General features: G+C 73.4%; 13 protein-coding genes. 5 read left to right on the forward strand and 8 right to left on the reverse strand.

Going from position 1 to position 14,023, the window contains the following annotated elements:
• Nucleotides 1–149 precede the first annotated feature (149 nt).
• Both AB0B01_RS18620 and AB0B01_RS18625 read right to left on the reverse strand, forming a co-directional pair.
• A complete protein-coding gene (locus AB0B01_RS18620; RefSeq protein ID WP_361719970.1) occupies nucleotides 150–1,526 on the reverse strand; it encodes a DEAD/DEAH box helicase in 1,377 nt (458 codons plus the stop codon).
• Between the two features lie 170 nt (nucleotides 1,527–1,696).
• Nucleotides 1,697–2,191 carry a MarR family transcriptional regulator gene (locus tag AB0B01_RS18625; RefSeq protein WP_361719779.1) on the reverse strand — a complete coding sequence of 165 codons (495 nt, stop codon included), beginning with the start codon at nucleotides 2,189–2,191 and terminating at the stop codon, nucleotides 1,697–1,699.
• Nucleotides 2,192–2,300: 109 nt separating this feature from the next.
• On the opposite strand from AB0B01_RS18625, the gene AB0B01_RS18630 reads away from it, so the two are divergent.
• Both AB0B01_RS18630 and AB0B01_RS18635 read left to right on the forward strand, forming a co-directional pair.
• Nucleotides 2,301–2,669, forward strand: a complete 369-nt coding sequence (locus tag AB0B01_RS18630) for an HGxxPAAW family protein (RefSeq protein WP_361719782.1) — start codon at nucleotides 2,301–2,303, stop codon at nucleotides 2,667–2,669.
• Between the two features lie 117 nt (nucleotides 2,670–2,786).
• Entirely contained in the window at nucleotides 2,787–2,993 is a 207-nt protein-coding gene (locus AB0B01_RS18635) for a cold-shock protein (protein WP_361719785.1), read from the forward strand.
• A gap of 54 nt (nucleotides 2,994–3,047) precedes the next feature.
• Here the strand turns inward: AB0B01_RS18635 and AB0B01_RS18640 are convergent, their stop codons facing one another.
• The 5 genes from AB0B01_RS18640 to AB0B01_RS18660 all read right to left on the reverse strand — a co-directional run bounded on the left by AB0B01_RS18640 (nucleotide 3,048) and on the right by AB0B01_RS18660 (nucleotide 5,951).
• The gene (locus AB0B01_RS18640; RefSeq protein WP_361719788.1) at nucleotides 3,048–3,623 is read right to left on the reverse strand and encodes a TetR family transcriptional regulator; all 576 of its coding nucleotides are present in this window, start codon (nucleotides 3,621–3,623) and stop codon (nucleotides 3,048–3,050) included.
• The gene (locus tag AB0B01_RS18645) at nucleotides 3,620–3,973 is read right to left on the reverse strand and encodes a DUF1304 domain-containing protein (protein WP_361719791.1); all 354 of its coding nucleotides are present in this window, start codon (nucleotides 3,971–3,973) and stop codon (nucleotides 3,620–3,622) included. Before AB0B01_RS18645 ends, AB0B01_RS18640 begins: the two co-directional genes overlap by 4 nt.
• 104 nt (nucleotides 3,974–4,077) lie before the next feature.
• Nucleotides 4,078–4,293 (reverse strand): ferredoxin, encoded by a 216-nt coding sequence (locus AB0B01_RS18650; protein ID WP_361719794.1) that lies wholly within the window; start codon nucleotides 4,291–4,293, stop codon nucleotides 4,078–4,080.
• A 4-nt stretch (nucleotides 4,294–4,297) separates the two neighbouring features.
• Nucleotides 4,298–5,485: a cytochrome P450 gene (locus AB0B01_RS18655; protein WP_361719797.1), complete on the reverse strand. Its 1,188-nt coding sequence runs from the start codon at nucleotides 5,483–5,485 to the stop codon at nucleotides 4,298–4,300.
• A gap of 127 nt (nucleotides 5,486–5,612) precedes the next feature.
• Nucleotides 5,613–5,951 (reverse strand): thioredoxin domain-containing protein, encoded by a 339-nt coding sequence (locus AB0B01_RS18660; protein WP_361719800.1) that lies wholly within the window; start codon nucleotides 5,949–5,951, stop codon nucleotides 5,613–5,615.
• 242 nt (nucleotides 5,952–6,193) lie between these two features.
• Here AB0B01_RS18660 and AB0B01_RS18665 point away from each other — a divergent pair, with 242 nt between their 5' ends.
• Nucleotides 6,194–6,526 (forward strand): hypothetical protein, encoded by a 333-nt coding sequence (locus AB0B01_RS18665; protein WP_361719803.1) that lies wholly within the window; start codon nucleotides 6,194–6,196, stop codon nucleotides 6,524–6,526.
• Nucleotides 6,527–6,540: 14 nt separating this feature from the next.
• Here AB0B01_RS18665 and AB0B01_RS18670 read toward each other — a convergent pair whose 3' ends face one another.
• The gene (locus AB0B01_RS18670) at nucleotides 6,541–7,755 is read right to left on the reverse strand and encodes an IS110 family transposase (RefSeq protein ID WP_361719806.1); all 1,215 of its coding nucleotides are present in this window, start codon (nucleotides 7,753–7,755) and stop codon (nucleotides 6,541–6,543) included.
• A 324-nt stretch (nucleotides 7,756–8,079) separates the two neighbouring features.
• Between AB0B01_RS18670 and AB0B01_RS18675 the strand changes: the two genes are divergently transcribed.
• Nucleotides 8,080–8,949, forward strand: a complete 870-nt coding sequence (locus AB0B01_RS18675) for a DUF4132 domain-containing protein (RefSeq protein WP_361719809.1) — start codon at nucleotides 8,080–8,082, stop codon at nucleotides 8,947–8,949.
• A complete protein-coding gene (locus AB0B01_RS18680) occupies nucleotides 8,946–13,919 on the forward strand; it encodes a DNA-binding protein (protein ID WP_361719812.1) in 4,974 nt (1,657 codons plus the stop codon). The genes AB0B01_RS18675 and AB0B01_RS18680 overlap by 4 nt, the downstream gene beginning before the upstream one ends.
• Nucleotides 13,920–14,023 lie beyond the last annotated feature (104 nt).

Genomic DNA, 14,023 nt, shown 5'->3' on the forward strand with positions numbered 1-14,023 from the left:
GCCGGGGGGCGCGGCGCCCCCCGCCGGCGCCCGGGCCCCCCCCCCCCGCCGGGGGGGGGCCCGGCGCCGGCACGACGTGGCCCGACCTACGGCTGCTCCGGGCCCACGGCCCAGTGGCCGGCTCCCGAAGACGGGCGGCGCCGGACCGCCTAGCCGCCCCGGCGCACCCGGGCGGCGCGGCGCGCCTCGGCGATCTGCCGGGCCTCGGCCGTCTTGCGGGACTCCTTGCCCTGGCCCGGACGGCCGGGGCGGGTGCCGATCCCGCGGAAACCGAGGTCCGAGCCGGAGGGCCTGCCCTTGGCGTCGGTCGGTGCGGCGCCCGCCAGCGGAACGCCGGAGGGGGCCTGGGCGCCGGTGATCCGGCTCAGCGCGGCCTCGCCGGAGCGCACCTGGGTGGTGGTCGGCCGGATCCGTGCCTCGGACATCAGCCGGACCATGTCCCGGCGCTGGTTCGGGGTGACCAGGGTGACGACCTTGCCGGACTCGCCCGCGCGGGCGGTACGGCCGCCGCGGTGCAGGTAGTCCTTGTGGTCGGCGGGCGGGTCCACGTTCACGACGAGGTCCAGGTCGTCGATGTGGATGCCGCGCGCCGCGACGTTGGTGGCGACGAGGACCGTGATCTCCCCGTTCTTGAACTGCGCCAGCGTCCGGGTGCGCTGCGGCTGCGACTTCCCGCTGTGCAGACCCTGCGCCCGGACGCCCATGGCCCGCAGGTGCTTCACGAACTGGTCCACGCCGTGCTTGGTGTCCAGGAACATCAGCACCCGGCCCTCGCGGGCCGCGATCTCGGTCGCCGTCGAGTACTTGTCGGCCGCGTGGATGTGCAGGACGTGGTGGTCCATCGTCGACACCGAGGCCGCCGAGGGGTCGACGGAGTGCGAGACCGGGTCCTTCAGATAGCTCCGCACGAGCTGGTCGACATTGCGGTCGAGCGTGGCCGAGAACAGCATCCGCTGCCCGGCGTGGTGCACCTGGTCCAGGATCTCGGTCACCTGCGGCATGAAGCCCAGGTCGCACATCTGGTCCGCCTCGTCGAGCACGGTGATCCGCACCCGCTCCAGGTGGACGTCACGCCGTCCGACCAGGTCGCTGAGCCGCCCGGGGGTGGCCACGACCACCTCGGCGCCCCGGCGCAGCGCGCTGACCTGCTTGCCGATCGACAGGCCGCCGACCACGGCCGCCATGCGCAGGTTCAGGGCCTGGGCGTACGGGGTGAGCGCCTCGGTCACCTGCTGGGCCAGTTCGCGCGTCGGTACGAGGACCAGTGCCAGCGGCCGCTTCGGGTCCGCGGTGCGCCCGGCCGTACGGGCCAGGAGGGCCAGGCCGAAGGCGAGGGTCTTGCCGGAGCCGGTCCGGCCGCGGCCGAGGATGTCCCGGCCCGCCAGGGAGTTGGGCAGCGTGGCCGCCTGGATGGGGAACGGCTCGGTCACCCCCAGCTCCGTCATCGTCTCCAGCAGCTCACGGGGCAGGTCGAGCTCGGCGAACGACTCCACGGGCGCCAGCGCCGGGGTGACCGTCTCGGGCATCGCGAACTCGCCCTGCAGGGCGGCGGCCCGGGGGGCCTTGCCGGCGGCCTTCGCACCGCCCTTGGGGCCTGCCTTGATACCGGGCTTGATGCCGAAACGCCCATGAGCTGACGGGTTCTTCATGCAGAACCTTCCGTGAGACGCGAAAAGGGAGATTTTACCATCGGGCGCTACGGCGCCACCGGCCGCAGCTCGCCGGCCCGCACTTGGGCCAGATGCGCGCGCATCTCCTCCGTCGCGCGCCCGAACCAGTCCGCGATCACGGCGACCTCGTCAGGGGTGTACTCGGCGAACACCGAGCCGAGCCGCGCATAGAAGGGTTCGTACACCGCGACGATCCGTGCGGCGGCGGCCGGGTCGGCCACCACCCGGACCCGGCGGCGGTCGGCCGGGTCGGGCCGGCGCCGGGCGTACCCGGCCCGTTCCAGACGGTTGAGCACCCCGGTGACGGCGCCGGTGGTGAGGTGGGTCAGCTCGGCGAGATCGCCGGCCGACAGGGGGCTCTCCCCGGCGCCCAGGATGTGGCCCAGGCAGGTCAGGTCGGTGACGTTCAGCCCCAGCAGCTGCGCCACCTCCTGCTGGCCGATCAGGCCCAGCGCGACGTACTGGTCCATGCGCGAGATCGCCTCGCCGGCCGTGGCCGGGGGGCGGGGCTTGCCCTGCACCCGAATACTCCTTAGTGTCTAAGTTACTTAGTTCGCGAGATATTTATCTTGCGAGGTAAATCTTTGCTCTGCGTCGAGCCTACTGCCGACCCGTCCCACCAGGAGAATCATGAGCGCGCATGGAGACGTCGACCTCGGCCACACCGTCGCCGGCTGGACCGGCACGGCCCTCGCCGTCCTGGGCTCCGCCCTCGCGGGCCTCGCCCTCTGCACGGCCTGGACCCCGGGTGTCTGGATCGGCCTCGGCCTCGTCGCGGTGGCGGCGCTCGCCACCTGGCTCCTGCACTTGGCCGGCTGGGGCAAGCCCGGCGGGCCACGGCCGGCGGCCGAGCGGGACTGGCGCCGCCGGGACACCGTCGCCCGTACCGGTCACGCCCAGTGCCTGGGCTGCCGGATGAGCGGACCGCGGCGAGCCGCGGCAGCCGCCCCCCGGCCTCGGTCCGCCGCGCTGTCGCCGGCCGGGGACGGTAGTGCATGAGTGCGAAAGGTCCCCGGTTGGGCGCGTTGCGGGTGTGGTCTGCGGGGCGGATGGGAAGGATCGAGACGGCTGCACCGCACGTGCGGCCCGCGTGGAACGTTGTGAAGGATCTGCACGATGGCAACAGGCACTGTGAAGTGGTTCAACTCGGAGAAGGGGTTCGGCTTCATCCAGCAGGACGACGGCGGGCCCGACGTGTTCGTGCACTACTCGGCCATCCAGTCCAGCGGGTACAAGTCCCTGGACGAGGGACAGAAGGTCGAGTACTCGGTCACGCAGGGCCCCAAGGGCCCCCAGGCGGAGAACGTGACGCCGGCCTACTAGCGTCGCTTCACGTGTCGAGAACCCGGTGAGCCCCGCCGATCCGCCCGGCGGGGCTCACGGCTGTCGACGGTGCGTGCCGTGCAGGGCCAGCAGCAGCGCCCACAGGAGGTCCGCCAATCCGGCCGGGTCGCCCGGGACGAGCCCGTGCAGCCAGTCCGCGAGGACACCGGTGAAGGTGGCGGCCACCGCGGAGGCCACCAGATCGGCGTGCGGGGCGCCCACCGCGGTGCGCTCGGCGCGGGCGCGGGCGCGCAGCTCGCGGTGGAGCCGGTCGCCGAGCGGGCCGCCGCCGCCCGGCAGGAGCAGGGTGCGGTAGAGCGCTCCGTGCGCGGCGGCGTCGGCGAGGAATGCGGCGAGGGCGGCCGGGGGACGGGCCGGGGCCTGCGCCCCCGGGCCCGTCTGCCAGGCGTGCAGGGCGTCGACCGCGGCGTGTACGACGTCGGCGCAGGCGTCCAGGGCGAGCGCGGTGAGGTCCTCGTAGTGCAGGTAGAACGTGGCCCGGCCGACACCGGCCCGGCGGACCACGGCCGAGACGCTGACCTCGCCGAGCGGGCGGTGCGCACACTCGGCGAGCAGGCTCTCGCGGAGCCGGGCCCTGGTGCGCGCGGTCCGCGGATCCTCGGCGCTCACGCGGCCGAGAGCGCCGCGCCGAGGGCGAGGGCGGCGGGCAGGGCCTGGGCGACGAGGATCCGCCGGTTGGCGGTCGCGGCCCCGTAGACGCCGGCGACGATCACGCAGACGAGGAAGAAGACCTGCGTGGCGAGGGAGCCGGTGACGAGCGACCAGACGAGTCCCGCGGCGAGGAAGCCGTTGTAGAGCCCCTGGTTGGCGGCGAGGGTGGCGGTGAGCCGCGCGGTTTCCGCGTCGAACCCGGACAGGGCCCGGCCGGGCGGCCGCTGCCACAGGAACATCTCCAGGACCAGGAAATAGGCGTGCAGCGCGGCGACGACGCCGATGAACACCTGGGCAACGATCTGCACGACGACCTCCACGCGGCCCGGCCCCAGCCGGGAACGCCGGGCGACTTCCTGGACAACTGTACAGGAAGTCGCCCGGGGCCCCGGGCGGGTCGGGCGCCGCCTCCTCAGGGCGTGCGCACGGTGATGGCCGAGACCGGGCAGGCGCGGGCCGCCTCGTGGAGGAGCGGGCTGCCGTGGCCGTCCTCCCGGCCCGGGATGACCTGGCTGTAGCCGTCGTCGTCCTGGGTGAACACGTCGGGGGCGGTCAGCGCGCACTGGCCGGCACCGATGCAGACGGTGGTGTCGATGTCGATCCGCGGACGCGGTGAGGCTGAGGACATGTGATCACCATGCCACGGGGAGTTCGACCATGCCCTGAATGGTGTCTCCGGGTTTGAAGGGAATCCGGTCGGGGTCCTCCGCAAGGCGGAGTCCGGGCAGCCGCTCGAACAGCGTGCCCAGGGCGATCTCCATCTCGGCCCGGGCCAGGTTCTGCCCCAGGCACTGGTGCACGCCGAAGCCGAAGCCCAGGTGGTGCCGGTCCGGGCGGTGCCAGTCCAGTACGTCGGGCTCGGCGAAGACCGCCTCGTCCCGGTTGATGACGGAGGTGGAGAAGACGATCCCGTCGTCCGCCCGGATCCGCACCCCGCCGATCTCGATGTCCTCGGTGGCCACCCGCAGCATCCCGTCCGCGATCGACAGGAACCGCATCAGCTCCTCCACCGCCGCCGACATCAGCGACGGGTCCGCGCGCAGCTCGGCGAGCTGCTCGGGGTGCCGGAGCAGGGTGAACGTACCGAGCGAGATCATGTTCGCCGTCGTCTCGTGCCCCGCGATGAGCAAGATCGCCGCCAGGGACACCAGCTCCTCGACATCGGTCTCGCCGGTCTCCAGACGTCGGGCGACGAGCTCGTCCAGCAGCCCGTCCCCCCGCTGCGTCCGCTTCCGCTCGATCAGGTCGGCCAGATAGCCGTTCAGCTCCTCCCGGGCCGCCTCGACGTCCGAGGGCTCCGGTCCGCGCAGCAGCCGCCGCGACTGCGCCTCGAAGAACTCGTGGTCGGCGTAGGGGACTCCGAGCAGGGCGCAGATCACCATCGACGGCACCGGCAGGGCGAAAGCGCTCACCAGTTCCGCCCGCGGACCGCCGGCCACCATCGCGTCGATCAGCCGGTCGACCGTCTCCTGGATCCGGGGCCGCAGCGCCGCGGTCCGCTTGAGCGTGAAGCTCGGGATCAGCATCCGGCGCTGGGTGTTGTGGACGGGGTCGTCGACGCCGAGCAGGGCCGTGCGCCGGTTCTGCAGACCCTTGAACCGCCGGGTGGGGGTGGGGAAGTACGCGTTCTGCCGGTCGGCGGACAGCCGCCCGTCGCCGAGCAGGGCGCGCGCCTCGGCGTGACCGGTGACCACCCACACGGAGCGGCCGTCGAAGAGGGTGACCCGGGAGAGCGGCCGGCTCTCGCGCAGGGGTGCGTAGGCGGTCGGCGGGTGGTAGGGGCAGGTCCGGTCCTGGGGGAAGGCAACGGTTTCTGACATGCGACACCTCATAGGCATGGATGGCGTGGTTCCGTCTCGCCGGAGTCCATTACATGCCCCAGGCACCTATCTGATCCATGCCAGTTTCGGCCAGACAGCCCCTTTTCGCCCGCACGGGGAAACGGGGTCAGAGGTGGGCGTCCAGGAACTCCCGGAGCTCCGCCCGGGTCAGCACTCCGCTCCGACTGGCCGTGGCCGCACCGTCCTTGACGATGACGACGGTGGGCGCTCCGGTCACCCCGTAACGCCTGGTCGGCTCGGGGCAGCGGGTCATGTCGGTGCGTACGGCGGTCAGGCGCGGGCCGTACTCCTCGGCCGCTTCCGCCACGAGGAGGTCCATGGCGCGGCACCCCTCCAGCGCCTTGGGCCAGGTCCCGGTGAAGTAGGCGAGAACCGGCCCCCGGGCCATGCCGAGGATGAAGTCGAACTCCTCGTTCTCCAGTGGCTGGTGTACTCGACGTGCCATGGGTGGAGCTCCTCCTGCGTGGATCCGGAACGTGCGCTGCCCCCTCATCATCGCCGCCGCGGGGTGCAGGGGCGGGCCGGCCCGTTGATGCTCCTATTGATCGTCAAGCCATGGAGGCGGTTGGTGCGCCGTAGGGTGGTCTGGTGCGGTACTTGGCAGAGTCGTTCATCCTTGGGTCCTTGCGGCGGGGCCGTCCGGTCGAGCAGTTTCTTGGGCCGTGCGGCTCGTCAGAGCGTCCGGGAGTGCGCTATGTAGAGGTTCGCCCGACGAAGACGTCCTATGAGATCTACCTCCATACGGTCGAGGACGCCCGCAGAGAAGGCTTCCTGGACCTGGGCGAGTTTCCGCCCTTGGATCCCGATGACGAGGACGACGAGTTCGGTCGGCTCCTGGTCATGGCTGAGGACCCGTTGACCGCGCTGATCGCTGCCGAACAGCGCTCTGGAGCCGAGCGTGGTCGGTGGGTCAACGAGAACGTCGTCCAGGATGAGTACGGCGACTTCGTTCGCGCGGGACGGCCGCCGGGGGCTGCCCCTGACGGTCATCCGTGGTCTGCCGTGCCAGACGATCTATGAACCCGGGTGGGTGATCAGGCGGCCCGGAGCCAGTCCCGGTAAGCGAGAGCGAGGTCATCGTCTCGGCGGATCCCGCGTTCGAGGGCGGAGACGGTGGCCGGCCAGACGCCGAAGTGATCTGCTGCAGCGGTAAGGGTGATGTTCTTGGACTGCCGCAGAGGTCGCAGGTCGGCGATGGCGGGAACGGTGACCGGGGTGGTCAAACACCGGAAGATCTCCCGGGCGATGGCTCGCTTCAAGAGCCGAATGATCTCCTTCTTCGTGCGACCGGCGGCGGTTTGCCGTGCCACGTATTCGCGGGTGCGGGAGTCTGCTGACATGCGGACCAGTGCGATGCGATAGAGGGCGGCGTTGGCTGCTCGGTCGCCGCCTCGTGAGAGGCGGTGCCGGTTGGTTTTGCCGCTGGAGGCGGGGACCGGCGCGGCCCCGCAGAGCGCGGCGAAGGAGGCCTCGGTCCGCATGCGTTCGGGGTTGCCGCCCGCCGTGATCAGCAGTTGGGCCGCGGTGTCGGGGCCGACTCCATAGGTGGCCCGCAAACCGGGATTGTGGACGGTGACCTCGCTGTCCAGAGCTTTGGTCAGGGCCGTGTGCTCGGCGGTCAGCGCTTTGACGCGTCGGGCGAGGATCTTGAGCGAGGCGAGGACCGCGACGTGGACCGCGTCTCCGGCTGGCCGCAGCCGGGCAAGGGCGTCGGTTCGGTCCGTCCCCTTGAGCTGCCCGTACTTGGCGCGGATGCTCTCGGGTGCGGCGAAGAGGATGTGGGTGATCTGGTTCAGGGCTGCGGTCCGTGCCTTGACGGCGGAGCGAGCGGCGTTGTGCAGGGCGCGTATGCCGGCGACGGTGTCGTCCTTGGGTGAGCTGGAGGCCCGTCCGGACAGGGCGGCGCGGGCGGCGGCGTAGGCGTCGATGGGATCGGACTTGCCCATGCGGCGTCGTTCGGCCCGGTCGGGCCGGTTGACCTCGACGACCGGGTGCCCGTGCGACCGGGCGGCGCGGGTGAAGCCGGCGCCGTATGAGGAGGTGCCTTCCACGCCGATCGCGATCACGTGGCCGTGGGCATCCAGGAAGGCCAGAGCCGCGGCATATCCGGCGGCCGTGGTGACGAACTCCGCGTCTGCTAGACGGCCGCCATTGTCGCTGATGACGGCAACGTGGAGGGTGTCGGCGTGGGAGTCGACCCCGCCGAACACAGCCTGGTCCGCGGTGTCCGATCCGCCCTCTGATGTCATGCTGCTGATGCCTTCCCAACCGGAGGTAGGCGCCGGCCGGGTGGCGCAGACAGGACATTGAGGGGGCTTCTGACCAAGCTCCTATCAGGTCATGTTCCGCCCGGCCGGAGCCATGAGAACAGGTTCCGGCGACCGGACAGAACAACGGGAGGACAACCCAGCAGGGCGTCAGTCAGTGCCCGAGCCACGACCACCGGAACCTGAGTATCAGCATCAATGTCAGTGCCCCTCGCTAGTCTCCCGGCATACCGCAGCTCAGGGGGCTTTCCCGCCTCGATCGACGCTGCGCGGAATCCGGATCGGGCAGGCGGAGGGCACGCACTGATGGCATGGCTGGCGGCGGGCGAGGGGTACGAGATCGCCCTGGTGGAAGGGAAGGTGGCGGCGCGGTCCGCCACCGGGCGCGCGGCAGGACGCCAGTTGAAGACCCTGCCCAAGGCGCTGCGCGACCACCCGGAGGTGGACCGGCTGCGCAGGCTCGCCGCGTGGCTCGACCGGCACGAACTGGCCTGCGCGGCACAGGTGGACACGTGGATGGTGTCCTCGCTGCCGGTGCCGACCGCGCTGCTCGCCCGGGTGTGGCCGGACGAGGCCTGGCAGCGCGCGCTGCGCGACATCGCCGTCGTCGGAGACGACCCGGACGAGGTGGGCTTCCTGCGGGACGCCACCGACGCCGGCGAGCTGAAGGTGGTCAACCTCGACGGCGAGACCGTACGGCTCTCCCCGCGCACGGTGACCCTGCCGCACCCGGTGCTGCTACCCGATCTGGAGGACCTGCGGGACTTCGCGGCCGAACTCGGCATCGTGCAGCGCGTCGAGCAGATCCACCGGCCCACCTGGCACAAGCCCGAGGGGCTCGCGGCCACCGCCACCGAGGTGCGCGACTACGCGGGCGGGAAGTTCCCGAACCGCTTCAGCCTGGCCGCCCGGGCGACCGGCCTGGGCTACCGGGTGTCCGGGGGCTACGCCACCTGCAAGGTCCGCGACACCGGTCGAGGAGCGGAGGCGGCGGTGTGGATCGGCGAGCCGTACTACGACGACGACTCGACCACCGGAGCCCTGAGCTGGCACGACGAGGAAGGCCGGGCGGTACGCCTGGCGGAGGTCGGACCAGTGGCCTGGTCCGAGGGCATGCGCATGGCCGCGGCGCTGTACGCCGGGCGCACGATCGAAGAGGGCGGGGACGCACGATGAGCACCACCGGTACCACTGGCACCACGACCGACACGGCCACGGCCGCCGAGGCCGCCCGCGCGACCGAGGCCGAACTGCTCCTCAAGGCAGGCGCCGTACTGCCCGCCGGCACCCCCGGCGCCGGCCCCTCCGCCGTGGACCTCACCGCCCGCACCTACCGCCACCCCGCCCTCGGCGACGACCGCGTCGTCGTCCGGCTGACCGCCGCCGAACTGGGCCCGGCCGAGGACCTCGCCGCCGGATTTTTGGGGCTCGTCCTCGACGAGGGCGCGCCGCCCGTGGTCGGCCTCGGCCAGCGCCAGGCCCTCGGCTTCCCCGAATGGGTGCTCGTCCGCCACCCCGCGGACGGCCACCACGCCCTCGCCGTCGTCCCCGAGCTCGACCGGGCCGCCCGCCAGGCCAAGACCAAGCCGAAGGCGGCCCTCGACGCCTGCCACGAACTGGCAGAGCGGCTCGCCGCGGCCGTCCCCCACTTCCTGCCCGTCTTCTACGAGCAGGCCGCCCGCATCTTCCTCGCCGTCGAGAACACCACGTACGCCGCCCAGCTGTTCGGCCGCGCCCGCACCAGCGAGAGCCGGTACGGCCTGAGCATCGACGAAGACCGCCTCGACGCCGTGTTCCTCGAATTCGCCCTGGCCGGCGCCCTCCCCGTCAAGGTGCTCACCGGCTACGGCAAGGAGCTGTCCACGCGGGTCGCCCCCGCCGAGGCCTACGAGCGCTTCCGGCGCCTGTGCGTGCGCCGCACGGCAGGCGGCCTGCCGCCCTCCGCCCAGGCCACCGCCGAACTGCGCCGCCTCGCCCGCAACGCCGGACTGACCGGCACCGAAGCCGAGCAGCAGTACCTCGCCGAACTCCTCCCGCTGCCCGCCACCCTGCGGGCGGCCTACGGCTGGTGGAACGCGCACCGCACCGCACTGATCGCCCTGGCCCGCCGCCAACCCGCTCTGCGGGGCACCATGCTCGGGCTGATGCCGCCCGGCGGCGGAGACGGCGAACTCTCGGCGCTCTGGCTGGACGTCCTGGAGGAATCCGGCGCCACCGCCGGGCTGGTCGACGCCGGCCTGCCCGCCGAGGAGCAGTGCGCCGACGGCGCCGCAGGTTGGCTGGAGCGATTCCACGCCGCCCGGCACACCGGCTGGGGCCCGCGCCGCACCCCGCCCGTCCTGCTCGACCTCGTCACCCGGGCCGCCGACCGGCTGCGCGCCGAACTCGCCCGGCCCGGCCGCGAAGCGGGCCTGAAGGTGGGCGCCGAGGACGCCAACCTCCTCGACCTGCTGCTCTCCCTCGGCATCCCGGTCGCCGATCCCGCCACCGACGCCCCCGCCTGGAGCCGGCACGACCAGCTGAACCTGGCCGACTGGGCGCGCGGCGACCAGCGCCGCGACCTCGTCGCCCTCGCCGCCGACCAGCGGTTCCGGCCCGCGTTCCGGCGCGCCGCGTACAGCTTCGGCGATGCCGGCTCGGGAGCCGACGTCATGTGCCGCCTCGCCGCCTCGCCCGGCGGCCGCCCCATGCTGGCCGAGTGGATGCACGAGGTGGCCCACGCCTCCACCGCCGCGGGCCTGCCCGCCCTGCCCGACGCCATCCAACGGCTGAGCTGGCTGCCCGCCGAAGCCCTGGAACTGGCCCGCGAGGAGGTGGCCGCCGCGGCCGCCGCCGACCTCGGCGAGATCCTCTCCCGCACCCTGCGCGGCGGCCTCTTCGAGGAACTGACGTGGCCCGCCTGGGAGAGCGCCGTCGCCGAACTCGCGCCCGCCGGCCAGGGGGGCCACGGACTGAACGTCTACGAGGCCTGGCCCCACCTCATCGTCGCCAACTCCACCCAGGTCCGCGTCATCGACGCCCACTCCACCGTGCTCACGCACGACCTGCGGGCGCCGCGCGGCCCCTCGTACCAGTACGGATTCCACTACGTCGACGGCGACCTGCTCGTCTTCTGGAACTCCTGGAGCGCCAAGCAGATCCAGGGATACTGGCACTCCGCGCCCGGCACCGTCCTCACCCTCGCCGCCGACCACGACAACTGGTCGCTGCGCTCCGACAACATCAGCCTGCCGCTGCCCGGCGGCGGCCGCGCCACCGGAGGCGGCGTCCTGCACCGCGGGGACACCCGGCTGCCCGCCGAGCGGCCGCTGCTGTCGGACGGGACCTCGTACTGGGTGTGGCAGCGGCGCGACCAGTCGAACGAGAGCGGTTGGCGCGAGTACGACCCGGTCGGCGGTGAGCACGGCCGCTTCTCCGAGCCCGGCTTCCTCCCCGCGGCACTGCGCGCCCGCCCCGAGGCCGCGCTGTCCGCCCAGGCCTGCTGGCTGCGGCCCGCACCCACCGTCGAGGGCTCGGTGCTCGGCGCCCCCGTCGACGGGCTGCTCGGCTGGCGTGCCGTACGCCTGCCCGGCCAGGGCTGGCAGGGCAGCGACACCGCCGGACGGACCGTCACCGCGCCCGAGGGCAGTGACGTTCCCGTCGCGGCCCTGGCCTTCCCCGGTGACGACCGGCCGCGCGCCCTGACGCACCGCTGGCGCGAGCTGAGCATCAGCGACCCCGACGGTGTCGTCACCGCCAAGTCGGGCAGCCACCACCGGGCCGTGGCCTTCGCCACCGGCAGCGTCGAACTCCCCCCGCTGCCCTTCTGGTACGCCCTGCGCCCGCGCGACCCCGAGGGCTCGGCCGCCCTGCGCGCGGCCGACCGCGACACCGCCGCCGCCCTGCTGCGGGCCGCCGCCACCGCCGAGAAGGACTCCGACCTGCCCGGCCTGGTGAGCGCGGCGCTGCCGCAGGTCACCGCCCCCCAGCTGATCGGGGGCATCGTGGAGGTGCTGCGCTTCGCCCTCACCCAGCAGAAGGCGCTGGACGCCGTCGCCGCCCGCCTGGATCCCGGCACGCAGGCCGGGTCCGACGAGCCGGCGGGCCCCGAAGACCACCTGCTCGCCGACGCCCTGCACGGCCTGCTCGGTACCGGCTACTACCGCTGGGGTGCCCACAGCGACGCCGCGCACCGCTTCCTGCGCCGCCTCGCCGAGGCCTGCACCGACACCGGTGCCGCCGAGGTGCCCGGCCGGCTGCACTTCGACATGCCCGCCCTGACCTACTCCTCCCTCCCCTTCACCCCGCTGCTGGACCAGCCCGCCGCCGTCGCCTACCGCGCCGTCTCCCTCGGCACCACCGAGGAACACCGGGCCGCCCTGTGCACCCTGCTCGGCCAGGTGGACGCGCTGGGCCTGGCTTCGGCCGAGGGCTCCGCCGACCGCTGGCGCCGGGTCCTGGTCCACCTCGACCACCGCCACCTGCGCACCCCCGACGGCATCGAGCGCAGCCTCCCGCACCGCAGCCTGCTCCCGCTCGGCGGCGGAGCCGTCCTCGCGCTCACCGAGCACAGTGCGTCCGTGCCCGACGGGCACGAGTTCGGGGCGCTGCTGTACGACCCGGCAGGCCGGTTCGCCGCGCCCGACCCCTACACCCTGCGCGGCGAGGCCCCGCTCGGCGACCGGGACCGCGGGCCGGACTGGCTGGCGAAGTTCCTCACCGAGGCGGCCGACCGCGGGCCCGCGCCCTTCTTCCCCGAGGCCGCCGAGGAGTTCGCCCGCCTCACCGGCGTCTCCACCACCCTGGCGAAGCTGCTGCTCGCCGGCCTGCCCCACATCGACAGCTACGAGCACCACTTCCTGCCGACCGACCTGCGCACCGCCCTCGGCGTCAAACTGCCCGACGCGAAGAACGCCCGCAGCGAACTGAAGTCCCTCGACGCCGAAGTGCGGCGCGCCCTCGTCGCGGCCCTACTGCCCGCCGACCCGGCCCGGCTGTGGACCGACGGCCCGGACGTGGCCGCCGCCGCGGAGGTGTGGCTCCGGCGCGTGGGCCGCCGTACGCCCGTACCCGAATGGCTGCTGACCGAGACCTCCCGCGGTGTGCGGACGGGGTGGGCCACGCACCGTGCCCTCGCCGCGGTCCTGGATCCCGCCGCGTCCCCGTCGCTCGGCGTCGACGTCGCCTGGACGGTGAAGGGGGACCACGCCGAGCCGTGCGAGCCCGCCACCGAGCCCTTCACCGGGCACATCCTGACCGGCGCCCTCGCCCTCACGGCCTGGCTGGCCCACCGGCTGCCCGCCGGTGACCCCGTACGCTCCGCCCTGCCGCCCGCGCTCACCGCCGTACGCCAGCGGCTCGCCGCGCCCGAACTGCTCCTCAACGTCGGCCACTACACCAGCCTCCCGGACTTCCGGAAGGCGGCGGGCACGCCGACCGAGACCGGCGAGGGCTACGAGCGCTACGGCGCGGTGGTCATGGCCATCCACGACGACCGGCCCAAGCCCGCGCTGCGGACGGCCCTGCTCGACTCCACCGGCTCCGACCCGTACCTGGCGGCCCTGCGCGGACCCGACCAGCAGCCCTCCGGGGTCGAGACCGCACTGCGGGCCGCCCACGACCCGCGCTTCGCCGCACTGCTGGCCGACCCCGGCGCCCCGGCGACCGGCGCGGTGGACAAGGACGGCACCTGGTGGCCGCAGGACCCGGGCCGCTCGGTACCGGACCTGGTCGCGGAAGTGTCCCGGACCCACGGGCTGGGCGCGGACGCCGCGACCGTCTACCTCACGCTGCTCGCCATGCCCGACCCCACCGACCGCAACGTGGCGCGCTGGACCGGCTGGAAGCCCGCCCGGCTGAAGGCCGCCCGCGCCGAACTGGCCGCCACCGACCTGGTGGTGTCGGCGAGCCGGACCCGGGCCGGGCGCTCCCTGTTCCTGCCCGGCGGCTGGGCCGAGATGGCCTCCCCGACCGTGCCGGTGGAGCAGTGGAAGCTCCCGATGTACTCCCTCGCCCCGGGCGGATCCCCGGTGCTGGGCGTCCTGGTACCGGGTGAACCGGCCGCGGACCTCTACCGGCGGGCCTGGCAGCGGGTCGGCGAGGGCGACGTACCGCGCTTCGAGGAACTGAAGGTCAAGCGCACCCGCTCCCGGGCGGGCCGCCGCTGACGCCGCCGCGCTCCGGCCGGCGGTGAGCCGGCCCTTCGCCGGTCGGCGCCCGTCCGGCCGTGGGGCACCCGCTTGCGGCGGCTGCCCCACGGCCCCCTCCTGCT

Source organism: Streptomyces sp. NPDC044571 (assembly GCF_040647115.1).
In the GTDB taxonomy this organism is placed as follows: Bacteria; Actinomycetota; Actinomycetes; order Streptomycetales; family Streptomycetaceae; genus Streptomyces.